Below are 24147 nucleotides of genomic sequence, written 5' to 3' on the forward strand. Positions count from 1 at the left end.
TATCACACAAGAAAACAGGTATCAACGAGATACCTGTCAAATTTTATTAGAAAATTAAGTTTCTTGGTGTACGAGGATATGGTTGTACATCACGAATATTAGCTACGCCACTTAGATACATCAACATACGATCGAATCCTAAACCAAATCCTGAATGTTTACATCCACCAAAACGACGTAAATCTAAATACCATTGTAATGTTTCTTGTTCCATTCCAATTTCTTTCATACGATCTACTAATACATCATAACGTTCTTCACGTTGTGAACCACCAACTAATTCACCAACATAAGGAACTAATAAATCACATGCTGCAACAGTTTTGTTGTCATCATTTACACGCATATAGAAAGCTTTAATATCTTTAGGATAATCTGTTAAGAAAACTGGACCATTTACAACTTTTTCACAAATATAACGCTCATGCTCACTTTGTAAATCCATTCCCCAGAAAATGTCTTGGTTTTCAAATTGATCCTTAGCTTTTTTTAAGTACTCAATAGCCTTTGTATATGTCATTCTTTCGAAATGAGAATTTGCGACATGCGTTACACGATTGATACAATCCTTATCAATCATAGAAGCGAAGAATTCCATTTCTTCTTTCGCATGTTCTAAACAATAGTTAATACAATATTTGATCATTTCTTCAATACAATCCATATTGTCTGCAAGATCCGCAAACGCAAGTTCTGGTTCAATCATCCAGAATTCAGAAGCATGACGTGTTGTATTTGAGTTTTCAGCACGGAAAGTAGGACCAAAAGTATATACATTACGATATGTTAAGGCAAAAGGCTCAACATGCAATTGTCCAGATACTGTTAATTGTGCATGCTTACCAAAGAAATCCTTATCATACTTCGCATCTTCACGAGTTGTAACTGTAAAGCATTCTCCAGCTCCTTCTGCATCATTTCCAGTAATTTCTGGTGTATGAACATATACAAATCCACGATCCTGAAAGAATGTATGAATCGCCATACTTAATACACTTCTTAATCTAAACATCGCATAGTAAGTATTCGCACGTGGACGTACATGAGGAATTTCACGCATGAACTCAAAGCTGTGACGTTTTTTCTGTAAAGGATAATCATGATCACATAAGCCTAGAACAGTAATGCTTTCTGCCTGAATTTCAAATGGCTGTTTTGCATCTGGAGTACAAACAAGCTTACCGGTTACTTCCATAGCTGATCCTGTTGTAATTTTTGATACTTCATCAAAATTTTCTAATGTCTCAGAATATACAACCTGTACATTTGAGAAAGTTGTTCCATCATTTAACGCAATAAATCCTACTGCTTTTGAATTACGATTTGTACGAACCCATCCCTGCAAAGTAATACTTTGTCCATCGTACTGTTCAAATGTTTCTTTTAATTTTTTTACTAACATAGTATCTCCCTTCAAAAAAAAAAAAAAAAACGTTCCTTAATTAAAAGGAACGATTATAACCGCGGTACCATCCTGTTTCATCACACGTATGTATGCACTCAATTGGAATTTAACGCATTCCACACGTTACTGTCTACTTAATTTCTCCAGTCCGACTCCACAGGTGTTATCAATCCAAACTTGCATCGTCTATTTTCACCAGACTAGACTCTCTTATACATGTTCGTATTGGATGACTTCTATTTCTGCGTCTTTGTTTCTAATGAATTTGTAATAAATACTAATTCTTGTATAGATGATACCACATCAATACTTTTAATGACAACCCCTTTTGGAACCAAAAAATGCTGATGCGTAAAATCTACAATACCATTGATACCACATTGTACTAATTTATCCACCGTTTCTTGAACATCGTGTGAAATGGTTAAAATGGCAATACGACATCCTTCCGGAATTTTAGTTTCTAATTCCGACATTGGATACACTTCAACACCAAATTGTGTTCCACACTTTGCTGGATCCACATCAAAAGCACATGCAATTTCACCGACGACATAATCCCACTTATTATAATTCATTAATGCACGTCCTAAGTTACCAGCACCTACTAAAATAATCTTTTCATCAAAGTCAACACCTAATTGACTATTAAAAATATCAATAAGCTTATCTACATCATATCCATAACCTTGTTTACCAAGATTTCCTAAAAAAGAAAAGTCACGCCGAATCGTTGTTGGTTCTATATCAACAAAGCTAGATAATTCTTTAGACATGATTCGCTCAACTCCATTTTTTTGAAGTTTTCGTAACGCTTTTAAATATACTGGATATCTCTGTAAGGTTGCTTTGGGCACATTTCTATTCTGCATTTTTATCACCCCATGACTTTATGATACCACATTTGTGATATATTTAACAAGTTAACTTGTGAAAAAATTTAAAAAACAAAAAAGTCGATTACTCGACTTTTGAAAAAACGCCCTGATCCACCTTTAATAAAACACGATTCAAATCTTGTGAAAGCTCTTGAATCCGAGCTTCATAGTAAGAATAAATCCCTCTTTTTTTCGCAAACACCAATACTAGTGCCCAACAAATCATAAGAACGATAAATGAAATTTTAAACGGAACATGGAATAAAAGAACAAATAGCATTAGAAGTACAACATAAGCGGCTGTATCCGCAGCAATAAAAAATTTAAAATACAAATCTAAATAGATTTGATAATAATTTCTTTTACGAGATAAAAACGCCTTTGTAATTGAATCATATCCTTCTCCAAATTCCAGTCGAATACGCTCATTCTGTTTATCCTTATGCTCTTTAAAGTAAATAACCTGTTGCATTCTCATTAAACAAAACAACATTCCATCCGTATTTTTTTCTTTTGAAAACCGCGTATAATACATTTCGTACAATTTCAAAAAATCATTATCCGACATTGGATTAGCAACCATATTTTCAGCCACAACATCCAATCGTTCACTTAATACATCGGAAAATACTAAAATATTATTTTGAGCACGTCTTTCAATTTCTTTTAAAGCCCCCAGATAATGATCAGCCACGATATGCCTTAAGTGCACACGCGATTTGATCTGGACATGATGTTGGCTTATTACCACATTTTACGCCAGATAAAGTCTCAATAACCTCATCCACACTTCTACCTTTCAATAAGCAGCCAATGCCTTTTAAATTTCCATTGCACCCGCCAATAGCTTCAAAGCCTTGAATAATTCCATCTTCAATTTCAAAATTAAATTGACGACTACAAACACCTTTTGGTGTATAACTATATTTTTCCATAAGAACCTCCATTTATGTGGTTTAACACCTTTTTACATATTACAGCTATTAATATACCACTCACAATAGATAATGCCAAAAGAATCGGCAGAAACAGCTGCATAAAATACTGTTGATAGATCCAAGTAATCGCAATCACCTGACCTATATTATGGAAACTTGCCCCTAATATGCTGACGCCATAAATTGAAAAAACTTTACTCTTATAGGCTATAATCATGGCTAAGCAAGCTAATAAGCCTCCACTTAAAGACAACCAAAACGAAACAGAAAACAAAGTACCTTGCATTAGGCTCGATAAGAAAATTCGAAGCAATGATACATAAGCCATAGATTTCTCATCATACATATATAAGGCAAACAATCCTGCAATATTAGCAAGACCAATCTTGTATCCAGGGACAATCATAAACACGCCCACAAAGCTTTCCAAAAGCTGCAACAAAATACCTGCAGCCACTAAGAAAGCTAAAATCACACTCTTTTTTACATTCATTGTATCACCGTATCTTGCCCTGTTTCTTTTTCAATCTTCACTACCGTTTCATTTGGTAAACATACAATAGGAACATTTGAATCCGAAACAAAGCCTTGCTTTGAACAATAATGATGTGGGCTATTCTCCTGTTTTACACGAACCTTCTTTTGTTTGACCTCAATATATACTTTTCCTAATTTTCCATCTACAACATACGTTTTATCTTTTGTCAAATCTATTCGCAGCACCTGTTTTTCTTTAACATATACACTAGCATATGCATTCACATTCTTAGTAAAAAACAACGGAACACATAGAACTACAGATAAGAGCATGATGCAAACAATAAGAATTTTATCTGCCTTTTTCATCACTCTACGACCACACTAACATTTTTCGTAACTGAATTTCCAAAACGATCACTAATTTTAACCTGTACATTCTGTGTGGATGCGCTCGAAGTATCTATATTTGCTTCAAAGGTAACGCCTGAAAGATCGGTTGCATGAAAATATGAATTCCAGTCAATATTCTGACCAACACCAACCTTTATCTCACTTACATCACTTGCACATACAGGTGGCATCGTATCTTTAACCTTAATCACAAATGGGTATTCTTTATTTCCATCGCGTATCGCAAAATCATACTCACCTACCACAAGATAATCCATTCCGCTTGTCATAAAACGATTATTCTTTTTATCTATACCAACACTTTTGGATACTACCCTCAAACGACTTGAATACGTAGAATTCTTTAAATACAAGGCTGGGTTGGCATAAATATCCTTTCCTAGTTCAATTGTAAACATTTGTTTTTTCAATTGGACCCCATTTGAACATCCACACAATAATAAGGTTAGAACTACAATCCCTAATTTTTTAAGCATCTAATTCCTCCTTTAAATCCTTCGCCATCTGTTTCACTTTTGCCAAACGATGCTTCATACCGGATTTTGAAATATCTTCCCCAAATTCATTTTTACACTCTATGCATAATTCGTTTAGGTTCGCTTCTGGATGCATCTTACGTATTTGCATCGCATGCATGATTTTTTCAGGAATCACAATATTTTTAGAATGCGCTTCTAAAAACTCAATCGCTTCTAATTGTGCCTTTGCCGCCTTTAAGCTTTTGACTTCATTGGCAACCTCACAATTATCTAAACGTGTGATTTGATTATAAAAATCCCTTTGAATACGAGAATCCTCAAATTCAAACAAAGCGTTTGATGCATTACATAACCGTAAAAAATCTGCAATCTTGTCTCCCGCTTTGATATAAACTACGTATACGCTTTTTCTTTCAATGACCTTGGCCGGCAAATAAAAACGTTGCATCAGCTTTTGAACGCTTAATGTCAAGTCTTTTTCCTGACTCGACATCTCTAAATGATAATTACTCGATTTAGGAGAATTAATACTTCCACTTGCCAAGAAACATCCTTGCAGATAGGCACGAGCCATTTTTTCAGACCGAACCATTTTCACACTTGGTGTATAGCGTAAACCTGAATCCGTCAATATCTGTAGATCCTCTAAGATTTGTTGGGCCTTATCAAATACTTGGATACGATAAATGTTATTTTTCTTCAGCTTCATCTTTTTTAATACAGAAAGACGAGGATCTACATCATACAATGTTTTCATAATTTGAAAAACATGCTTAGCAATCGTTGCATTCTCCGTTTGAAAAGATAAATACATTCCTTGCCAATTCATATGTAAGCTTGCTCGCATTTGAAAAAGGGCACATAATTGTGCCTTCATCATTTGAGCATCGATTTCTTCTTTACAAATTTCTTTTTTGATCTCACTCGTAAAGGACAAGTCTATACCCCCTTGATCAATTCTTCAACAACTTGTTTCACTGCCATTGGATCATGTCGAATACGTCCTTTAGAATCCAAAGACAACAAATCTCTTTGTATAATAGCATAGTCTGCCGATTCATTTCCAATACAAATTGGATAACTATTCTGTGCAGCATACATATCTAAAACTTCCTTTGGTAACTTAGATTTATTCACCACAACTAAATCTACCGGATTTTTAAATGAATGCTTCTCAATAGCACGAATATGATCCTGTACTGTATATCCATCTGTTTCTCCTGGTTGTGACATAGCATTACAAAAATATATCTTTTTACATGGATTCTTTTCGATTGCCCTTGAAATATCCTTAATAATTAAATTTGGCATAATCGAAGTATACAAAGATCCAATACCATATATAATAAGATCCGCATTTTCAATGGCTTGAATTGCCGGCTTATAAGCATGTACATAATCTTGATAAAAAACATGGTCAATACTGTTAGATACAGTAGGAATGTTCTTTTCGCCTCGAACCAATGTTCCATCCTTCATCATGGCATACAAAGTAACAACATCTAGAGTACTCGGTAAAATATTTCCCTTTACATTTAAGACTCTCGATATAGATTCGATAGCACCCACAAAAGAACCTGTTGTGTTGATCATTGCCAAAAATATCAAATTTCCTAGATTGTGTCCTCCCACATCTTCGTTCCCTTCAAAACGATAGTTTAATAAATCTGCAAAAAAACCTTCATCCTCTTCATCAGCCATTGCACATAAAACATGTCGAATATCCCCCACAGCAGGTACATTATATATATCACGGATTCTTCCTGTACTTCCACCATCATCCGCAACTGTTACAATAGCCGTTAAGTCAACATCCTCCAAACGCTTCATTCCCATCAGCATACTGGATAGTCCGGTTCCACCACCAATTACTACTATCTTTTTCATTCTTCATCCACTCCAATGTCACGATGCGATTTAAAACAACGATATGTTTCCTTATACATATCATATAGCCAGTTACAAATCGACACAGAACGATGCTGTCCACCTGTACAGCCAATTGCCACAATCATATGTGATTTATTTTGTTTCTCATATTGAGAGAAGACAAAGTCACAATAATTTTTTAAATAAACAATAAATTCCTGCGTTTCAGGTTTATCCATAACGTAATCGTAAACTTCTTTTTGATTTCCTGTTTTGTCACGCAACAAAGGATCATAAAATGGATTTGGCAAAAAGCGAACATCTATAACCATATCTGCATCTAATGGCACACCATGTTTAAATCCAAAAGATTGGAAGGTTACTGTAAACACACTTCTTTTTGCACTCTTAAAACGATGTAGTACTCGACTTGCTAAAGCAGAAGTACTCAATTTTGTTGTGTCAATATGAATTGTATTTTGTGAATTTTCCTGTAAATGATCCAAAAAATCACGTTCTACTTCAATGGCATCTTCTAAAGTTGTAGCCAAATGATTCACAATCATCGGATGTTGTCTTCGTGTAAATCGATAACGTAACAACAACTCTTCATCGCTGCAATCTAAAAATAAAATTTGTAGATCCCTATTTATATTTTCAAAGTAACTAACAAAAGCCTGATAATCAATGGCACTAACACTTAAGGCTACATTTTTATAGTGTGACTCATCTTTTCTTAATAAATCTTCCAAATTATCTAATAATTCTTTAGGAAAATTATCCATACAATAATATCCCAAATCTTCAAGTGCATTCATTGCACTCGATTTTCCTGCACCTGACATACCTGTCACAAGAACAATTTTATTTTCCATGATCCCACTTCCTTCTTTCTATGATTATACCAATATTTGAACTTGAGTACAATTTTTGACTATCATATAATAAATAAGGAGGTACACATATGAAGCCCTGTATATTTCTCGATATTGATGGTGTTATAAACCCTCATCGAAGAAAAAAGTCATACCAATTAGATTATAATTTACCACATATTCTAGCTAAAGAATTGAATCATCCTAAAATCGCCACACTTAACGCATATCTTGTCAACCAAGTCTATCATTGTTTTTCAAAAGAAAGTATTCAATATATTAAAGAACTCACAAAAAAATACGATGCTCAAATTATCATCACTAGCTCTTGGCGACTAGTATATTCATTAGATCAGCTTAAAGCTATGTTTGACATCTTTGATTTAGGCAAATACATCATAGGAACCACCCCATCCATTTCACCACGAACAAAAGCCATTCAAAATTATTTAAGAGAAAAGCACGTTACTAGCTATGTTATATTAGATGATTTTGACATGTCAAACGTATTTGACTATCATTTTATTTATGTTCGAAATGTTTTTATCGAACAAGATTTTAAAAAGGCCGATTATGCCTTGTTCATTCAACAAAAGGAGATTTCTCATTGAAAAAATATATTTTTACTATACTCACTCTTTGTAATATGATGTTAATTTTTTATTTCTCATCCCAAAATGCAGATCAATCCACTCAAACCAGCGCTTGGTTTTTACAATTCATACCCTTTTCCATGTATACCATTCGTAAGCTTGCGCACTTTACAATTTACGCTCTTTTAGGCTTTAACACATGCAACATGTACAAAAGCTATGGTATAAAACATTATGCCGTATTTGCCTTGATTACATGTATTCTATATGCAGGTAGCGATGAATGGCATCAATCTTTCGTATCCGGTAGAAGTCCACAGATTACAGATGTTGGAATTGATACGTGTGGTGCACTATCCCTAATTTTATTAAACATTGGTTTTATAAAGCTCAAATTATCCCATAATTAGGCGAAAAATTGACAATTTAGTGTTTTATGCTACGATTTTAATGGTGATTAAAATGAAAAAGAGTATTTTTTATAAAAAAATAATATGCATTTTCTCCATTACCGTAGCTTTTTTATTTTTGTTGTTTACCGCAACCGTCGTGCTACATCCAACACGCTATATCAAGTGTTCAGCAAATACTTTAACGGTATACAAAACCTATCTTGAAGATGGTGAGGCTGTTGTAGACAAGGTTCAAATTCCTAAAGGAACAAAGGTCAAGGTCTACGAAAAGAAAGATAAGACTTCAATTATCGTATACAATAAAAATAAATTCACAGTTAATAATAAAAATTTAACGAAACATTTTGAAGATGCTATACAAACCGATTATGTATATTGTCGAAGACTTGTTAACCTACGAGAAAGCAAGGGTGGTAAATTAAGTAAGGCTATCGTAAAAAAAGGAGAAAAAATCAAAGTTCTTTCCATCGATCAAAATGATTGGGATGAAAAAACAGGAAAAATCAGATGGTATAAGATTTCAAAAAATAATAAATCTTATTATGTGAGTGGAGAGTATGTTGAAACATCAAAAAAACTAGCCTTAAAAAATTACACAAATAATATTTCCTACTCTACATATTGGGATGACTATTATAAGGATGGATACGCAAAAGATGCTTATATCTCACAAGTGGACTATAAGCCTCAAAAGAAACAATCCTATAAAGGTAATGTAATGCCAGATACAGTAAAGGCTATTCATGTTTCTATGAATAATTTTGTTAACAACCAAAGCTATATTGAAAATCTAAAAGGAATAAACACCGTCATTGTAGAAGCCAAAAATGATGAGGGTTCCATCTTTTATGACAGTAATGTATGTGATGAGTATCTGTCAGATCCTGATTTAGCGGTTGGAAATACTGTTGTTTCAAAAAAAGAATTAAAAAAAATAATCAAAAAATATAGAAAGAAGGGTATCTATTGTGTAAGTCGTATTGTCGCATTTAAAGATCCTGTGTTTGCAAAAGACAATCCAAAAGAATCTTTGACAGATAAGCACGATAACCTTGTTGTCTACAACAATCAATATTGGCCAAGCGCTTATTCAAGAAAGGCTTGGATGTATAATGTAGCTATCGCAAAAGAATGTGCTGATCTTGGATTTAATGAAATACAATTTGACTATGTACGTTTCCCAGATGGAACTGCAACTTCAGAAATCAATCTTGATTTTCATAATACGTATAAAGAAAGTAAAGTGGCTGCTGTTCAAGGATTTTTACAATATGCCAAAGAAGAATTATCCCCAAAAGGTGTCTATGTTGCAGCAGATATCTTCGCATGGCCAATCGTAGCCTGTGACGATCAAGATATTGGGCAATTCCTTCCTGCTATTGCGAATGTAGTTGATGTTGTTTCGCCAATGCCTTATCTAGATCACTTTGCTAAAGGAAGTTTCGGAATTGTCGATCCTGTTCAAGCCCCTTATGATACTCTAGCTGCTTTCACCAAAATAAGTAATGTTCAATTAAAAGGAATAAAACATGCACCTAAATATAGAACATGGATTCAAGGGTACGACATGACTTCAAGAGAACTAAAGCAGCAAATCAAAGGTTTAAAAGACAACAAACAACCTGACTATATGGTATGGTTAGTAAGTGGTGACGAAAGCGATATTAATAAAATTAAAAATGGGTTTCATTAAAACCCATTTTATTTTTTATAAGTTTTAGCCAAGAATTTTTCTGCATCAACCACAAATCGACTGTGTACACCTTTTCCAATTGACTTACCATCTTGAAAGGCTTGTACTTCATAATCAATCTTACGTCCATCCACATTAATCATTTTAGCTTCGATTGTAATTGTTGCCCCCAATGGACTTGCCATATCATGTGACACATTCATACTAATTCCGACACTTGTTTTTCCCTCTTCTAAGTCAAGACAAAGACAAGCTGCTTCTTCCATCCAAGCAATCATTTGTGGCGTTGCCAAAACATCTAACGATCCACTTTTCATCACAGAAGCTAAATTTTGTTGTTCAACAACACGTTGAATTCTAATTGTTTTTAATTCCATGTTCGTTATCCTCCGTAAATATATTAATCCATAGTTAAAATATTGACAATGTATTTCATCACTTTAAACGATATATGATAAAATATATTATATGGATGCATCAAATATATTCCATGATAGAAAGTAGGTCGATGTATGTATTCTAAACAAGAAGAAAACCTAATCCTATATCAAAAAGCAAAACATAAAATCACAATACACCTTATTCTTTATTTCATATTATTATGTATCTATTTCTTGGCCATGGCCTATCTATTTTCCAGTATGGAATTTTTAAAAGTAGATAATTCAGCATTCAAATCCATGCTAATAAAACTAGGAACAGGACAAATTTTATTATATGGCATAACCTTTATTCTTTTATCTGCCGGTAAAAAATGGTTTAAAATCCTATATTGGATTGACGTTGTGATCAGTCTTTTACTTATTTATTTTCCAGTCAAAATGCTGATGACCAATCTAAGTATGCTCCTTCCCTTCTTTGTTCTAATAGCATGTATGCTGATCAAGACTATTGTTCTTTGCCAGATTGGAGGCTATTTAAAACACAATCGCTGGTGTAAGATTTATTATGATCACACAATTGAATTGGACGATGAAGATGATGATTGGGTAGAAAAACAAACCAAAAATGTAGATTATGAAAAAATCAAAGATAAATATGAAAAAGAATTCGAGGAAAGCGATCAAGAAGATGAATATGTCACTGAAAAAGCACCAATGACATTACCACAGCTTTCCATTCGACTAGGCATTATCATTTATGGCGAACTAATGTTGTTCCCTATCCTTATTCAAATTTTATCAAACTTATTTGAAAGTTTGGATATGCAGAAAGTCTTTGCAACAAAAGACATCTTTATGCTCTGTATTTTCACAGCCTTTATTTGGACGATTCCATTGTTCTATATGTACTACAACCAGAAGGCTACAAAAAAGATTATTGCTTGCTGTATGTTAGGTGAAATCATTCGTATCATGCTTTATTTACCAAAGTTTATGGACTATTATCAATCAAATGAATATTCTATCCGTGTCTTCATTTTCTTTGTGATTGTAGACATCATTCGAGTAGCCATTTTATTTATCTTCGCAATCCATGTATTGAAATCAGAACAAGAATATGCACAAAATCCCAGAGACTAGTTCTCTGGGATCTCTTTTACAATAATAGGCAGTTCAACCACAATTTTTGTACCAATATTTTCCTTTGAAGTTAAATGAACCTTACCCTCATAATAATAAACAACATGCTTTACAATCGATAATCCAAGGCCCGTACCTGGAATTGTTTTTGAACGTTGTTTATCTACACGATAGAATCTTTGGAATATACGTTCTTGGTCTTTTTTAGCAATTCCAATACCCGTATCCTCCACACTAAAATACATGTTCTTTTGATTCTTTTTTAATTCAATGTCAATACGCCCATTTGATTTATTATACTTAATCGCATTTGAAATCAAATTATAGAAAATACCCTTAATATGATCTAAGCTCGCAAACACAGTAAAATCTGTCGCATTCACATAAACCTTCAAATCCATTTCCTCAATTTGAGGCTTTAATGTTTCAACAACCGAATCCAATAATTTTTTTACTTGAATATGCGAATAGGTGACTTGCATCTCTTCAGTTTCTAATTTAGAAATCGTTAAAATATCATTGATTAGCTGTGTCATATGATCACTTTCTTTTAAAACACAATCTAAACATGTATCAATCTGAGCACTATCCTGAATGGTATGTGAACGAATCAATTCTGTATATCCACGAATGGAAGTAAGTGGTGTTTTCAATTCATGACTAGCATTGCTGAAGAACTCCTGGCGAACCTTCTTTTCTTTTCCCAATCTTTCCAAATACTTTTTATTTTCCATTGACATATTTGTCAATGCATCTGTAATCTTATACAATTCTGGATAATCATATTTATCAAATGATAAAACATCTTCTGATATATTTGTTGAATTGATTGTATTCGTAATATCTTGAAAAGGTTCAACAATTTCATCCGCCATTCTTTTAGATAAAATAAAAACGACCATAAATGAAATACATATACTAAAAATAAATGGAGCTAATAATATTGAAATGGATTGGCTTAATCCATCAAATGGCATTGCTAAACGAACAATCGTTTGATTGTCAGATTCATAATCCGCAACATATAAATAAGAGCGTTGCATTGTATCCGAATGACGTATACATGTACCTGTATCTTCGGCAATAGCTTGCTTTACTTCCTCACGCTGCAAATGCTTTTCTGTAATCTTTCCTTTATAGTTATCATATAAAACTTTACCATCACGCTTAATAATTGTAATTCGAATACCCTCCGATTTAAAAGTATCACCCAAACGAGTCCTATTCAATTCATCAATTTCAAGATTCTTTATCAGTTTAACTGTATCAAACAAATAGCCTCGATCTTGTGCGATAGATGCTTTATATAAACTAACATAAAGTAATCCAAAACCAAGCGTAAAGGAAATCAAAAAAGTCATTAAAAAAGAATGAACAATCTTCTTATGCATCGTTATCTCCAACTACAAAGCGATATCCAACTTGGCGAACCGATTGAATCCAATGTGCATACTCAGATCCCATTTTCTTTCGCAATGAATTAATATGTACATCCAATGTTCGACTTTCCCCAATAAAATCGTATCCCCAGATTTGATTGATCAATTCCTCACGAGCTACAGCTCTTCCTTCATTTTTAGCTAAATATTTCAAAAGCTCAAATTCTTTAAATGTTAATTCAACAGGATGTTCATCAATCGATACCGTTCTTTTATCTAAATCAATGCATAAGCCATGAATTTGAATCATACGCTCATCCTTTTTACTTCTTCTTAACAATGATCGAATACGCGCCGCTAGTTCTAACACACTAAATGGTTTTGTTAGATAGTCATCTGCACCTAGATCCAATCCCATGATTTTATCTAGTTCTTTATCTTTTGCACTTAAAATAATAACTGGTAAATCTTTTAAAGATGCCTTTGAACGAATAAATTTTAAGATATCATATCCATTCATTCCTGGAAGCATCAAATCTAAAATGGCTAAATCTACTTTGTTGTTTTGCAGATACTCATATGCATCCTGCCCATTCTCAAAATCTACTAGCTCATAATTAAAACTAGCCAATGTCAACTTCAATAATTGACGAATATTTTCATCGTCTTCCACAATTAAAACTCGTTCCATAAAATTAACCTCTTTTTGTCATTTTATCACGAACACAAGTAAAAAAGGAGTAAAGTTTTTTTAACATTACTCCTAATAATCTAAATTATTTTTTTAAAGATGGGTTCCAGTGTTCGTTTGGTTCTAATCCTAAGAAGTCACAAACTGTTGCTGCAACGTTAGACAATCCTAAATCATCGCCTTCTTTTAATTCACATTCAGCATTATAAACAATGAATGGAACTGGTGCTAAAGTATGGCTTGTCTTGCTTTCGTCATCTGCATTACCGTGGTCAGCTGTTACTAATAAAATACCATTTACTTTATTAACAGATTCAATAACACGTGCAAGTTCTAAGTCTACTGATTCAACACCAATGATAGTTGCTGGTAAGCTTCCAGTGTGACCAACCATGTCACCGTTTGGATAGTTTGTACGGATAAAATCATAGTTTCCACTTTCAATTGCTTCACATAATTTATCTGTGATTTCAGCAGCCTTCATCCAAGGTCTTTGTTCAAATGGAACAACATCACTTGGAATTTCTACATAAGTTTCTAAAGACTCATCAAATTTTTCTGAACGGTTACCATTCCAGAAATAAGTAACGTGTCCATATTTTTGTGTTTCACTAATTGCATATTCACGTACACCATGTTTACATAACTCTTCAGTCAAAGTGTATTTAATTTTTGGTGGTTCAGTTAAATAGTTCTTTGGAATTTGTAAGTCTGCATCATATTGTAACATACCTGCAAATTTAACGTTTGGAACTTTAACACGGTCAAATTTATCAAATGAAGCATCTCCATCAAATGCTAAAGAGATTTCTTGAGCACGGTCTCCACGGAAGTTGAATAATACTACGCTATCACCATCATCGATAGTTCCAACTGGCGCACCATCTTTTGCGATAACAAATCCTGGAAGATCTTGGTCAACAACATTTAATTCTTTACGATAAGTTTCAATAGCTTCTGTAGTTGAAGCAAATTGTCTTCCTTCACCCATTACATGAATTTTCCATCCACGTTCTACCATAGACCAGTCAGCTTCATAACGGTCCATTGTGATTTGCATACGTCCACCACCACTAGCGATGCATGCATGGAAGTTATCATCATTTAATTCTGCCATAAATGATTCAATATCATTTACATATTCTAAAGCTGAAGTTGCAGGAACATCACGTCCATCAAGTAAAGCATGAATACGTACTTCTTTAATACCTTCGTTTTTAGCTTCTTTAATCAAAGCCTTTAAGTGAGAAATGTTTGAGTGTACGTTTCCATCACTTAAAAGACCGATGAAATGCATTTTGCTGTTTTTTGCATTTTCAGCTAATTCTTTCCAAGTTTTAGAATTGAAGATTTCTCCAGACTCAATATTTTCGTTTACTAACTTAGCTCCTTGAGAGTAAATTTGTCCACAACCTAATGCATTGTGACCAACTTCTGAGTTACCCATATCTGAATCCGTAGGTAGTCCTACTGCAAGTCCATGAGCACGAAGTTGTGTATGTGGACATTCTGCCCACAATTTATCAAGTGTTGGTTTATTGGCTAACGCAACAGCATTGTTCTTCTTGTCTTCACGAATACCAATACCGTCCATAACAACCAAAATTACTGGTCTTTTTTCCATTGTATTTTTCCTCCATTAATCGATAATAATATAACACTAACTAGGCCTTTTTTCAATGAACTCGTCTCAACAAATGAAATTTTTCACAAAAAGAAAAAAGCCGATTAACGGCTTTGATAACGAGATAAAAACTGTTGTGTTCTTTCCTGTTGAGGACGTTCAAATAATTGTTCAGGCGTTCCCTGTTCAGCAATAACACCTTTATCCATAAAAATAACACGATCACTAACTTCTCTGGCAAACTGCATTTCATGTGTCACAATAACCATTGTTAAACCTTCATCAGCTAACTTTTTCATTACATCTAAAACATCGCCAACCATTTCTGGGTCTAATGCACTTGTTGGCTCATCAAACAATAACACTTCAGGATCCATACATAGAGCACGCGCAATCGCAACACGCTGTTTTTGTCCACCAGATAATTTTGTACTAGGTTTATTCGCAAATTCTTTCATTCCTACTTCATCTAAGAATTTTAAAGCCGTAGCCTTTGCTTCTTCTTTGGACTTCTTCAAGACACGAATCTGCCCTAACATACAGTTTTCTAATACAGTCAAATTATTGAATAAATTAAAGCTTTGAAACACCATCCCAACCTTAGAACGATATTCATTGACATCCATTTGACCACTTAGAATGTCTTTGCCATGATATAAAACATGGCCTCCATCCATTCTTTCTAATAAGTTTACACATCTTAACATTGTACTCTTACCAGATCCACTTGACCCAATAATCGTAACCACTTCTCCTTTATGAATATCGAAATCTACATCGTTCAATACTTTAAGATTTCCAAAATGTTTCTGGAGATGTTGAATTTGAATAATTGTTTCCATAAACGCGCCTCCTAACTACAGAAATCTTTCATGCTGCTTTCGCTATCCATTCTTTTTTCAAGATAATTCAATAAGAAAGAAGCAAGTGTTGTTAAAATTAAATATAAAACTGCTGAAACCATAAACGTTTCAATATAACGATAGTTACTTCCTGCTACAGATGTTGTCTGGAAGTACAATTCAGTTACCGTAATAACATTCAACATTGAACTATCCTTGATATTTACAATCAATTGGTTTCCAATAGAAGGAAATGAATTTTTAATGGCCTGAGGAAATACAACATACATCAAAGTTTGCGTCGTTGTCATACCTAAAGACATCGCAGCTTCATTTTGCCCTTTATCCACAGACTGAATTCCAGAACGAATAATTTCAGCCATATAAGCGCCTGTATTGATTGAAATAATAATCAAACCTGCTGTAATCGGAGTCCATCCAATCATAGGTTTTCCTAAATAGTAAATAAACATAGCTTGAACCATCATTGGTGTACCTCTGAACACCCAAATATACAATCCCGTAATGATTCTACCTATTCTTTTTAAAACTTTAATACCCGTTGAATCATATTCATTGATTTCAATCGCACGAATGCCGCCGACTAATAAGCCGACGACAAATCCTGCAAACGTACCAACAAATGCGAACAACAAAGTCATCTCAATTCCATATTGGAAAAGAGGCAAGTTATGAACAAATATGTTCCAAGCTTTCGCAATATCAATACGCATAATTAATCCTCTGTTGGTTGGTTTTCTACTGCATGTTCCATCATTTCTTCACGTTCTTCATCTGTAATACTATCTAATGCTTTTTGAACTTTCTTGAAGAATTTAGAATCACGAGAACCTTCTTTTAATGCGATTGAAACTGTTGTATCACAATCAAATCCATGTCCATCTGCGAATTGAACGACTGTTAAGTCTGGGTTTGCTTCTACAACACCTTTGGCAACTGCCATTTCAGCAGTAATTCCATCCACTTCGTGTTGTTGTAAAGCCAATACCATTTCAGGATAAGTAGCCTTTGGTGTTACGTGATTTACACCTTTAATTTGATCAATAACTGAATCATAGTTTGTTGATTTTTGACCAACAATGTTTTTTCCAGTAAATTGTTGAATATCTGTATATCCAGCTTCTTCACCATCTTTACGAACAATCATGATCATTCCCTTTGAATCATAATATGGAGTTGTAAAGTCAGCACCTTCTTCACGTGTTTTATCTTTAGTCATACCAGCGATAATCGCATCGATTTCATCACCCTCTAAAGCTGGAATCAATCCATCCCATGCAGTTTTCTTAATGACTAATTTTTTTCCTAATTTTTTCGCAATCTTTTTTGCGATTTGAACATCATATCCATCCGCATATCCAGATTTTCCTAATTTTACAGAAGTATCTGTTTTTTCAGATGTTTGCCAGTTAAATGGAGCATATGCACATTCCATTCCTACGACAAATGTGTCCTTATCTTCTGATGTTGTAGCTGTGTTTGATCCACATCCTGTTAGTGCAAAAGCACATACCATGGCAGATGCCATTAATTTTTTAAAGTTCATATTTCTTTTTCTCCTTCTCTAATCGGCAAAGAATAGAAAAAAGCTATGCGACATACCACATAGCTAAAAAATATCTCATTAACTATAAGATAACGCCTCTTCCTGACGAAGGAGTGTTATAAGTATTCCTTATAACCCCAAGAAATAAAATTGCCATTTTACTTCTTTCGGCATTGGTTACCTTTCAAGCACTTCACAGTCTGCCAACTCCATACTCTACTCTGATGCAATGCTGCCTCTATCTTTACTCGATTCACTTTATAGTGCTTATTATACTCAACATATACATAGTGTCAAGAAAAAAATTACATTTTTTCATAAACTTGTAAATATTTTCACAGTTTCTTTAAGCTTCCTTTAAGTTTTTAGGATTATCCTTTAATCAGAAATAAACAGAAATCAACCCAATACATATAACCCTTTCCTATAATCAGTCTGTTTATTTCATATATTCCTATTTCTTTGGTGAGTCACATAATTAGACTCACCCCTTTTTTTGTCCAAAGAAAAAGAATGTACTTATGTACATCCTTAATCTAACGTAGCTGTATCCATTGCTTGTGACCAGTTATGAATTGGACCTGTCTTCATATTCTTAACACGCTTGTTATATAAATTGAAGTTCTGGTTTCCATACAATGCTAAATATGGCAATAAATCATTTTCCTTAATCATAACCTGTTTGTAAAGCTCTGTTGATTTTGCTTCATCTGTTGTATACATTGCTTCATTCAATAATGAATCCAATTCACTATCTGATAGTCTTGCATAATTATTTACATCGCCTGTTTTCAACATGGAATTTAAATCTGTATTAGCTACACCAGTAAAACTCATCGCAAGACAACTCATTTCCCATTCGCCTAACGCACTATCATCTGTTGTTTTTGACAATAATGAGTTAAATTCTAGAATTGTCTGTTTTAAATCGACACCAATATCTTTATAAGTCTTTTCAATCATAGGAATCAAAGTTTCTAATGAACTAGAACCTTCCGCAATCATGAAGCGAACACTTAATTTTTGTCCATCTTTATAGCGATAGCCATCATCTGCCATTTTCCATCCAGCTTCATCTAAGATTTGATTTGCCTTATCTTCATTAAATTCATAAGTTTCAAGGCCATCCAAAGCCTCTTCGCCACGAATATAAGTTCCTAAATCTGCACTTGCTGGGTTTGCAAATACAGCTGGTACAAAGGCAAGTTTTTCTTTTTTTGCTTCTTTACTAGCTTTTTCCCAAGAGAAGAAACTATCGACAAAACCTTGACGATCAATCGCATACGCTAAAGCCTTACGTACCGCAGGATCTGCTGTAGGACCTTTTGCACAGTTAAAGTATACATAACCCTCTGATGCACGTGGATATGTGTTAAATGTCAAATTATCATCTAAACTGACTTGACCAATCTTAGTTGGGTCAGCACTCTCAGGTAAATAATCTACATTTCTCTTTTGAAGTTCATTTAACTCAGTAGAAGTACTGCACACCTTGATAATAACCTTATCAATTGAGTATTCTCCTTTTTTAGCTTTAAAGTTCTCATTTCGAACAAAGCTAGCACCTGTCGCCTTTGAATATTTATTCAATTTATAAGCTCCACTACCAATCGGATTAGAAGTATCCTTTTCAATTTTAGATATATGTCCCTTTTTGTATTTATACTGTGTATCCGAACAAATAGCACGAGTACCAAAAGTAGTTACTGCATCAATTCTTGGCTGTGTCATATGGAAAACAACCGTATAATCATCTGGTGTCTCAATTCCACTTAATTCTGTGGCATCTCCATCGTGATATTCCTTATAACCTTCAATATTTTCGACATCACTCGAAAATCTTCCTGTATAGCTAGGATCCGCCAACACTGTAAATGAATATTTTACATCACTAGATGTAAGCTTAGATCCATCGGAAAACTTAATACCTTTGTTCAACTTAAAAGTAACCGTTTTTCCATCATCACTAATTGTAGGAAGTTCCTTAGCCAAAACCGGCTGTAATTCTTCATTTTCATCATACTGAAGCATCGATTGATAAATCAAATTGATCGCATAAGCATCATATGCACTTTCATAATATAGTGGTGAAAATACACCATTCATCTGTGCATTGATTCCAACGGTCAAAACGTTATTCGAATTATCACCTGATGAAGATGAACATCCCACTAAGCTAGCAGCCATCATTGCTGCTAATCCTGTCTTCATAATCTTATTGTTCATTCACATCACCCTCTCAATTTAAAAATATGATACATTTCTTTCATTTTCTTTGCAAGCTATTTTCATTTAAATTTCATTTATTTACAATTAATCAATTCATCAAATTCATCCACAAGCTGATCAAACTGACAAATCGCATCATGAATTGGTTGTGGACTTGTCATATCGACCCCTGCCATTTTTAATAAATCAATTGGAGACTTCGAACATCCACCCTTTAAGAAATTCAAATAGTTTTCAATATCCTCTTGATTGCCTTTTAATAGCTTTTGCGAAATGGCCATGGAAGCACAGAAACTTGTCGCATATTGATACAAATAAAAATTCATATATAGATGTGGAATTTTTGCCCACTCTAAATCAATAGGAGCGTCCACAATCACATCTTCACCATAATAGAACGCATTTAAATCATGATTGATCTTATTCAACAACTCCGCACTCAATGTATTGTTTTTAGCTACTTCCTCATTAATCAACATTTCAAATTCTGCAAGCATAGCCTGACGATACATCGTTCCACGATATTGTTCCAACAAATAATTAATCAAATACGCACGCTCTTTCTTATCTGTTGTTCTTTCCAATAAATAATGCATCAATAAGGCTTCATTACATGTACTTGCGACTTCAGCCACAAAGATCTTATAATCACTATCAATAAAAGGCTGATGTTTAAAGGACATATACGAATGCATCGCATGCCCCATTTCATGTGCTAGAGTAAACTCGCTTCTTAATGTATCCGTATGATTCAACAATACAAAAGGATGACATGGCACACCACAAGAATAAGCACCTGAGCGTTTTCCTTCATTTTCATATACATCGATCCATCGTGAATTTAAACCCTTTTCATAAGCCTCTACGTACTCTTTTCCCAATAAAGAAACAGATGCGAGTGCTTCTTGTTTTGCTGTTTCAAAAGTAATTTTCTTATCAAATTCTTTAACTAAAGGAACATATAAATCATACATATTCAATTTATCTTTATTTAAAGCTTTTTTTCGCACATTCATATATTTATGCAAAGGCGCAATATCCTTATGTACCTGTGCAATCAAATTTTTATAAACACTTGAGGGAACACCATTTTTATTTGTACTAGCCTCTAACGCATTTGAATAACCTCTTAAATCCGATTGATATTTCAACATCTTACATTGTGAATTCAATAAAGAAGCCATTGTATTTTGAACTTTTCCATAAGCTGCATACATATTTTCAAAAGCCGACTTTCTTAATGTCTCATCAGCACTTTCTAAATAATCCACATAGCTTCCTGTTGTCAATGGTAGAACATTGCCTTTTGCATCGATAACATCTTCAAATTTTGTATCCACATCATTTAAAATATAAAATGCTCTTTCACTACTAGAAAAAATATCCTGACACCCAGCTAACAACTCTTCTTTTTCCATAGACAAGGTATATGGCTTTAATCGATAAATATCTTGAATAAATCGTTTATATCTCTTTAACCCAGGTTCCTTTTCAAAGTATGTTTCTACATCAGACAATTTTAAAAGCTCGACTTCAAAAAAAGCTTGCTGAGAATGAATCTCTGTAACAACTATGTTTGCCTTTCCTTTTAAATCCTGATAAAAAGCGTTTGAACCATCCTGATCACTTAATAAAGATGTATAACAATCCAGTGTATATAGCCTTTCACTTAATTCTTCATACTTTTTTAAATAAGCATATAAGCTTGATGCATCCTTCAAATGATCCTTATACTTTAATAGTTCCTTCGACTGTTTCTTTGCGTTCTCTAATTCTTCATAAAATACATCTAGGTTTGGATATATGTCTTCTATTTTCCATGTATTTTCAATTAATTGTTCATTTCTTTTCATATACACACCTCTTTTTTTACATTTAGTGTAATCTCTTACATTTAAAAAGTCAAAAAAAGAAAAGAATAAATCTTTTCTCTTAATGCGTTTCTCCAGAAACCACTTTAATATCTGTATCGCTCTCTAATATAGCTTCTACAGATAATTCAATGGCTTTGGCAATATCTTTCAAATTCATACCAGGAGTTCCTGCTGGTTGGTTTACGGTTTGTTCTGTCGCAAAAGGCACATGCATAAAGCCGCCTTTTACACCTTTAAACTCTGTATGACAATAATGTAAAACTGAATACATCACATCATTACATACGTAAGTACCAGCTGTATAGCTTACACTTGCAGGAATTCCATTTTCCTTCATCTTTTCTACCATTCTAAATACCGGAAGCATCGTAAAATATGCTTCTGGACCCTTCTCTACAACACTTGTTTGTAGGGGTTGATTACCTTCGTTATCGGCAATTCTAGCATTTCTAAAATTAATCCCTACCCATTCTGGTGTAACTTGGCTTCTTCCTCCAGCTTGGCCAATACATAATACATAATCTGGTTTAGACGATTGAATTTCTTCATATACGGCATCCGGTCCTTTTTGAAATACAGTTGGAATTTCTTTTTTGATAATCTTTGCCCCCGCAATTTCATCAGGCAATAATTTAACAGCTTCATAAGCTGGATTGATAGTTTCTCCTCCAAATGGATCAAATCCTGTAATTAACACTTTTTTCATAATATTTCATCTCCTATGACATCATAATCATCATAACAATTTGTACCACCAACATAATAACAGCTACAAGCGCTTGTTTTTTAATGACACCATTCTTGTCTTTCATTTCTAGAATTGCGACTGGCACCATATTAAAGTTAGCCGCCATTGGTGTACATAATGTACCACAATATCCACAAGTTAATGCTAAAGATCCGATTACCACTGGATCTGCTCCATATTTAAGTACAAAAGGAGCTCCAATACCTACAGTCATAACGGTAATAGCCGCAAAGGCATTTCCCATGATCATAGTAAATACGGCCATACCAATTGCGTAAACAATAATTCCAATTGTAACATTGCCTGCAGGAATAATATTGGATACTAAGCCAGAAATCACATCCCCAACACCGGCTGCAGTAAATACAGCACCTAAAGCAGCAAGTAACATAGGTAGCATACTTAATGGTCCTACAACATCCATCATTCTACGACAATCCTTCAAGAAGATACTTGGTGTATTATCTTTTGAATATACACGCAAAATAATGACGGCCACAAAAACACCAACACTCATTCCAACTAGTGGTGAAATCTTTGTGAAGAAAGCTGCAAGTAATGCGAATAAACCAATACATACAGCTGGAACAAATACTTTTGAGCCAATCTTTTTATTATTTTGTTCCATCTCTTCAAGCGTAGGTTCAGGCTCATTACCTGGTGAAACTTTCTTAAAAATTGGAGGTAAAACCAAGATAATCAATAAGATCCCATCAGCTAAAGCAGGTAACCATTTACCTAATACAAACATAAGCCCTAAATCAAACCAGAAAACAAATGAACCAACACTGTTTTTGTTTTCTTTATCTTTTAGATTTTTAAAGGCAACATAAATAGAAATCAATCCAATAATACAATACATGACTTCTAAAAGTTTTTCTGAAAGTGTTACATCTACACTCGTATAAAATTGAATTGGATTCATTATTTTGTCTCCTTTCTAGATAATTGTTTATCTTTAAGATAGTAATAAACAATCGCAACGGCTACGGCAATAATAGCGACCGGAATCTGCACTTTCATTAAATCGACCAATTCAACATTGTATCCTAAGCCAGCTAGTGTAGATTGCACTAAGATCATTCCACTTGTTCCTACAAACAAAACTTGTCCGAAGAACCATGCGATATTTTCCATACCACTCGCCATGCCTTTTAAGTTTTCTTCATACTTTTCACTGATTTTTTTACCATTTTTCTTAGCTGCTGCGATAGCCATAGGCATCACAATAGGACGAACAAACCCAGCAACACCACCAAAGCTTACATTAAATGCTGCAAAGACGAGACGGAACACACCATAAATCGCAAGAACAACACCAGCTGATGCATTTTTGAATTTCATCATCAAATTGGCAGCTGCCTGTTTTAAACCATTTCTTTCCAGAGTTCCCGTAACTACCATAACCATCACAAACACGCACATACTGCGATTGGCGACAAAACTTGATCCAAGTGTTTCCAAGAAAGTAACTGGATCCATACCTGCAACAAGTGCAGTCACAATAGCGGCAATCATAATAATCAAAATCGAATCCAATTTTAATACAAATCCGATTACGACAATTAGAATACCTAACAATTTCAATAATTCCATAATCTTTCATTCTCTCTTTCATATTTCTTACAGAAATTTA

At 33.9% G+C, this 24147-nt stretch carries 26 protein-coding genes and 1 riboswitch; of the genes, 4 read left to right on the plus strand and 22 right to left on the minus strand.

Annotated features, from left to right (window positions below; translation table 11 throughout):
- Positions 1-46 precede the first annotated feature (46 nt).
- The 10 genes from asnS to rapZ all read right to left on the minus strand — a co-directional run bounded on the left by asnS (position 47) and on the right by rapZ (position 7335).
- On the minus strand, positions 47-1402 hold the full coding sequence (gene asnS / locus DWY01_RS04495) for an asparagine--tRNA ligase (RefSeq protein WP_117993736.1): 1356 nt from the start codon (positions 1400-1402) through the stop codon (positions 47-49).
- Between the two features lie 239 nt (positions 1403-1641).
- Positions 1642-2277, minus strand: a complete 636-nt coding sequence (locus DWY01_RS04500) for a redox-sensing transcriptional repressor Rex (protein WP_117993741.1) — start codon at positions 2275-2277, stop codon at positions 1642-1644.
- Between the two features lie 88 nt (positions 2278-2365).
- Positions 2366-2977 (minus strand): hypothetical protein, encoded by a 612-nt coding sequence (locus DWY01_RS04505; RefSeq protein WP_117993745.1) that lies wholly within the window; start codon positions 2975-2977, stop codon positions 2366-2368.
- Entirely contained in the window at positions 2970-3218 is a 249-nt protein-coding gene (locus DWY01_RS04510) for a TIGR03905 family TSCPD domain-containing protein (RefSeq protein WP_199519874.1), read from the minus strand. Before DWY01_RS04510 ends, DWY01_RS04505 begins: the two co-directional genes overlap by 8 nt.
- Positions 3205-3714, minus strand: a complete 510-nt coding sequence (locus DWY01_RS04515) for a Gx transporter family protein (protein ID WP_117993753.1) — start codon at positions 3712-3714, stop codon at positions 3205-3207. The genes DWY01_RS04510 and DWY01_RS04515 overlap by 14 nt, the downstream gene beginning before the upstream one ends.
- Entirely contained in the window at positions 3711-4067 is a 357-nt protein-coding gene (locus DWY01_RS04520; RefSeq protein ID WP_117993757.1) for a NusG domain II-containing protein, read from the minus strand. The genes DWY01_RS04515 and DWY01_RS04520 overlap by 4 nt, the downstream gene beginning before the upstream one ends.
- Positions 4067-4588, minus strand: coding sequence for a hypothetical protein (locus tag DWY01_RS04525; RefSeq protein WP_117993762.1), 522 nt, complete (start codon positions 4586-4588; stop codon positions 4067-4069). Before DWY01_RS04525 ends, DWY01_RS04520 begins: the two co-directional genes overlap by 1 nt.
- Positions 4581-5528, minus strand: coding sequence for a DNA-binding protein WhiA (gene whiA / locus DWY01_RS04530; RefSeq protein WP_117993765.1), 948 nt, complete (start codon positions 5526-5528; stop codon positions 4581-4583). The genes DWY01_RS04525 and whiA overlap by 8 nt, the downstream gene beginning before the upstream one ends.
- A 2-nt stretch (positions 5529-5530) precedes the next feature.
- Positions 5531-6478, minus strand: coding sequence for a gluconeogenesis factor YvcK family protein (gene yvcK, locus DWY01_RS04535; RefSeq protein ID WP_117993770.1), 948 nt, complete (start codon positions 6476-6478; stop codon positions 5531-5533).
- A complete protein-coding gene (rapZ, locus tag DWY01_RS04540) occupies positions 6475-7335 on the minus strand; it encodes an RNase adapter RapZ (RefSeq protein ID WP_217292714.1) in 861 nt (286 codons plus the stop codon). The genes yvcK and rapZ overlap by 4 nt, the downstream gene beginning before the upstream one ends.
- An 89-nt stretch (positions 7336-7424) precedes the next feature.
- Here rapZ and DWY01_RS04545 point away from each other — a divergent pair, with 89 nt between their 5' ends.
- The 3 genes from DWY01_RS04545 to DWY01_RS04555 are packed head-to-tail and all read left to right on the plus strand — an operon-like array spanning position 7425 to position 10034.
- Entirely contained in the window at positions 7425-7946 is a 522-nt protein-coding gene (locus tag DWY01_RS04545; protein WP_117993779.1) for an HAD domain-containing protein, read from the plus strand.
- Positions 7943-8338 (plus strand): VanZ family protein, encoded by a 396-nt coding sequence (locus tag DWY01_RS04550; RefSeq protein WP_217292716.1) that lies wholly within the window; start codon positions 7943-7945, stop codon positions 8336-8338. Before DWY01_RS04545 ends, DWY01_RS04550 begins: the two co-directional genes overlap by 4 nt.
- A gap of 52 nt (positions 8339-8390) precedes the next feature.
- Positions 8391-10034, plus strand: coding sequence for a putative glycoside hydrolase (locus DWY01_RS04555; RefSeq protein ID WP_158553652.1), 1644 nt, complete (start codon positions 8391-8393; stop codon positions 10032-10034).
- 8 nt (positions 10035-10042) lie between these two features.
- Here the strand turns inward: DWY01_RS04555 and DWY01_RS04560 are convergent, their stop codons facing one another.
- Positions 10043-10411, minus strand: coding sequence for a thioesterase family protein (locus DWY01_RS04560; RefSeq protein ID WP_117993785.1), 369 nt, complete (start codon positions 10409-10411; stop codon positions 10043-10045).
- A 135-nt stretch (positions 10412-10546) separates the two neighbouring features.
- Between DWY01_RS04560 and DWY01_RS04565 the strand changes: the two genes are divergently transcribed.
- Positions 10547-11557 (plus strand): hypothetical protein, encoded by a 1011-nt coding sequence (locus DWY01_RS04565; protein WP_117993788.1) that lies wholly within the window; start codon positions 10547-10549, stop codon positions 11555-11557.
- Here DWY01_RS04565 and DWY01_RS04570 read toward each other — a convergent pair.
- From DWY01_RS04570 to DWY01_RS04620, 11 genes are all read right to left on the minus strand, one after another.
- Entirely contained in the window at positions 11554-12948 is a 1395-nt protein-coding gene (locus tag DWY01_RS04570; RefSeq protein WP_117993792.1) for a cell wall metabolism sensor histidine kinase WalK, read from the minus strand. The two genes, DWY01_RS04565 and DWY01_RS04570, sit on opposite strands and share 4 nt — an antisense overlap.
- Positions 12941-13627 carry a response regulator transcription factor gene (locus DWY01_RS04575; RefSeq protein WP_117993796.1) on the minus strand — a complete coding sequence of 229 codons (687 nt, stop codon included), beginning with the start codon at positions 13625-13627 and terminating at the stop codon, positions 12941-12943. The genes DWY01_RS04570 and DWY01_RS04575 overlap by 8 nt, the downstream gene beginning before the upstream one ends.
- Before the next feature lie 85 nt (positions 13628-13712).
- Positions 13713-15251, minus strand: coding sequence for a 2,3-bisphosphoglycerate-independent phosphoglycerate mutase (gene gpmI, locus DWY01_RS04580; protein WP_117993800.1), 1539 nt, complete (start codon positions 15249-15251; stop codon positions 13713-13715).
- 104 nt (positions 15252-15355) lie between these two features.
- On the minus strand, positions 15356-16093 hold the full coding sequence (locus DWY01_RS04585; protein WP_117993804.1) for an amino acid ABC transporter ATP-binding protein: 738 nt from the start codon (positions 16091-16093) through the stop codon (positions 15356-15358).
- A gap of 11 nt (positions 16094-16104) precedes the next feature.
- Positions 16105-16827, minus strand: coding sequence for an amino acid ABC transporter permease (locus tag DWY01_RS04590; protein ID WP_117993808.1), 723 nt, complete (start codon positions 16825-16827; stop codon positions 16105-16107).
- 2 nt (positions 16828-16829) lie between these two features.
- Positions 16830-17660 (minus strand): transporter substrate-binding domain-containing protein, encoded by an 831-nt coding sequence (locus DWY01_RS04595; RefSeq protein WP_117993813.1) that lies wholly within the window; start codon positions 17658-17660, stop codon positions 16830-16832.
- An 82-nt stretch (positions 17661-17742) separates the two neighbouring features.
- Positions 17743-17909, minus strand: a riboswitch (Lysine riboswitch).
- Positions 17910-18191: 282 nt separating this feature from the next.
- A complete protein-coding gene (locus tag DWY01_RS04600; protein ID WP_117993818.1) occupies positions 18192-19886 on the minus strand; it encodes an ABC transporter substrate-binding protein in 1695 nt (564 codons plus the stop codon).
- Positions 19887-19963: 77 nt separating this feature from the next.
- On the minus strand, positions 19964-21742 hold the full coding sequence (gene pepF / locus DWY01_RS04605; protein WP_117993822.1) for an oligoendopeptidase F: 1779 nt from the start codon (positions 21740-21742) through the stop codon (positions 19964-19966).
- A gap of 79 nt (positions 21743-21821) precedes the next feature.
- Entirely contained in the window at positions 21822-22469 is a 648-nt protein-coding gene (gene pcp / locus DWY01_RS04610; protein WP_117993827.1) for a pyroglutamyl-peptidase I, read from the minus strand.
- A 13-nt stretch (positions 22470-22482) separates the two neighbouring features.
- Complete coding sequence (locus tag DWY01_RS04615) at positions 22483-23436, minus strand: DUF979 domain-containing protein (protein ID WP_117993831.1); 954 nt, start codon at positions 23434-23436, stop codon at positions 22483-22485.
- Positions 23436-24107 carry a 5-oxoproline transporter, DUF969 family subunit gene (locus tag DWY01_RS04620; protein WP_117993836.1) on the minus strand — a complete coding sequence of 224 codons (672 nt, stop codon included), beginning with the start codon at positions 24105-24107 and terminating at the stop codon, positions 23436-23438. The genes DWY01_RS04615 and DWY01_RS04620 overlap by 1 nt, the downstream gene beginning before the upstream one ends.
- Positions 24108-24147 lie beyond the last annotated feature (40 nt).

Source organism: Eubacterium sp. AF22-8LB (assembly GCF_003458715.1).
In the GTDB taxonomy this organism is placed as follows: domain Bacteria; phylum Bacillota_I; class Bacilli_A; order Erysipelotrichales; family Erysipelotrichaceae; genus Holdemanella.

Bases quoted from the DNA above. Each gene is read 5' to 3' on its own strand.
- DWY01_RS04570 (WP_117993792.1), bottom strand. From the start codon at position 12,948: ATGCATAAGAAGATTGTTCATTCTTTTTTAATGACTTTTTTGATTTCC.
- DWY01_RS04575 (WP_117993796.1), bottom strand. From the start codon at position 13,627: ATGGAACGAGTTTTAATTGTGGAAGACGATGAAAATATTCGTCAATTA.
- pcp (WP_117993827.1), bottom strand. From the start codon at position 22,469: ATGAAAAAAGTGTTAATTACAGGATTTGATCCATTTGGAGGAGAAACT.
- rapZ (WP_217292714.1), bottom strand. From the start codon at position 7,335: ATGGAAAATAAAATTGTTCTTGTGACAGGTATGTCAGGTGCAGGAAAA.
- DWY01_RS04600 (WP_117993818.1), bottom strand. From the start codon at position 19,886: ATGAACAATAAGATTATGAAGACAGGATTAGCAGCAATGATGGCTGCT.
- DWY01_RS04615 (WP_117993831.1), bottom strand. From the start codon at position 23,436: ATGAATCCAATTCAATTTTATACGAGTGTAGATGTAACACTTTCAGAA.
- asnS (WP_117993736.1), bottom strand. From the start codon at position 1,402: ATGTTAGTAAAAAAATTAAAAGAAACATTTGAACAGTACGATGGACAA.
- pepF (WP_117993822.1), bottom strand. From the start codon at position 21,742: ATGAAAAGAAATGAACAATTAATTGAAAATACATGGAAAATAGAAGAC.
- DWY01_RS04620 (WP_117993836.1), bottom strand. From the start codon at position 24,107: ATGGAATTATTGAAATTGTTAGGTATTCTAATTGTCGTAATCGGATTT.
- yvcK (WP_117993770.1), bottom strand. From the start codon at position 6,478: ATGAAAAAGATAGTAGTAATTGGTGGTGGAACCGGACTATCCAGTATG.
- DWY01_RS04515 (WP_117993753.1), bottom strand. From the start codon at position 3,714: ATGAATGTAAAAAAGAGTGTGATTTTAGCTTTCTTAGTGGCTGCAGGT.
- DWY01_RS04565 (WP_117993788.1), top strand. From the start codon at position 10,547: ATGTATTCTAAACAAGAAGAAAACCTAATCCTATATCAAAAAGCAAAA.
- DWY01_RS04520 (WP_117993757.1), bottom strand. From the start codon at position 4,067: ATGAAAAAGGCAGATAAAATTCTTATTGTTTGCATCATGCTCTTATCT.
- DWY01_RS04525 (WP_117993762.1), bottom strand. From the start codon at position 4,588: ATGCTTAAAAAATTAGGGATTGTAGTTCTAACCTTATTATTGTGTGGA.
- DWY01_RS04500 (WP_117993741.1), bottom strand. From the start codon at position 2,277: ATGCAGAATAGAAATGTGCCCAAAGCAACCTTACAGAGATATCCAGTA.
- DWY01_RS04510 (WP_199519874.1), bottom strand. From the start codon at position 3,218: ATGGAAAAATATAGTTATACACCAAAAGGTGTTTGTAGTCGTCAATTT.
- DWY01_RS04585 (WP_117993804.1), bottom strand. From the start codon at position 16,093: ATGGAAACAATTATTCAAATTCAACATCTCCAGAAACATTTTGGAAAT.
- DWY01_RS04545 (WP_117993779.1), top strand. From the start codon at position 7,425: ATGAAGCCCTGTATATTTCTCGATATTGATGGTGTTATAAACCCTCAT.
- DWY01_RS04560 (WP_117993785.1), bottom strand. From the start codon at position 10,411: ATGGAATTAAAAACAATTAGAATTCAACGTGTTGTTGAACAACAAAAT.
- DWY01_RS04590 (WP_117993808.1), bottom strand. From the start codon at position 16,827: ATGCGTATTGATATTGCGAAAGCTTGGAACATATTTGTTCATAACTTG.
- DWY01_RS04555 (WP_158553652.1), top strand. From the start codon at position 8,391: ATGAAAAAGAGTATTTTTTATAAAAAAATAATATGCATTTTCTCCATT.
- DWY01_RS04595 (WP_117993813.1), bottom strand. From the start codon at position 17,660: ATGAACTTTAAAAAATTAATGGCATCTGCCATGGTATGTGCTTTTGCA.
- gpmI (WP_117993800.1), bottom strand. From the start codon at position 15,251: ATGGAAAAAAGACCAGTAATTTTGGTTGTTATGGACGGTATTGGTATT.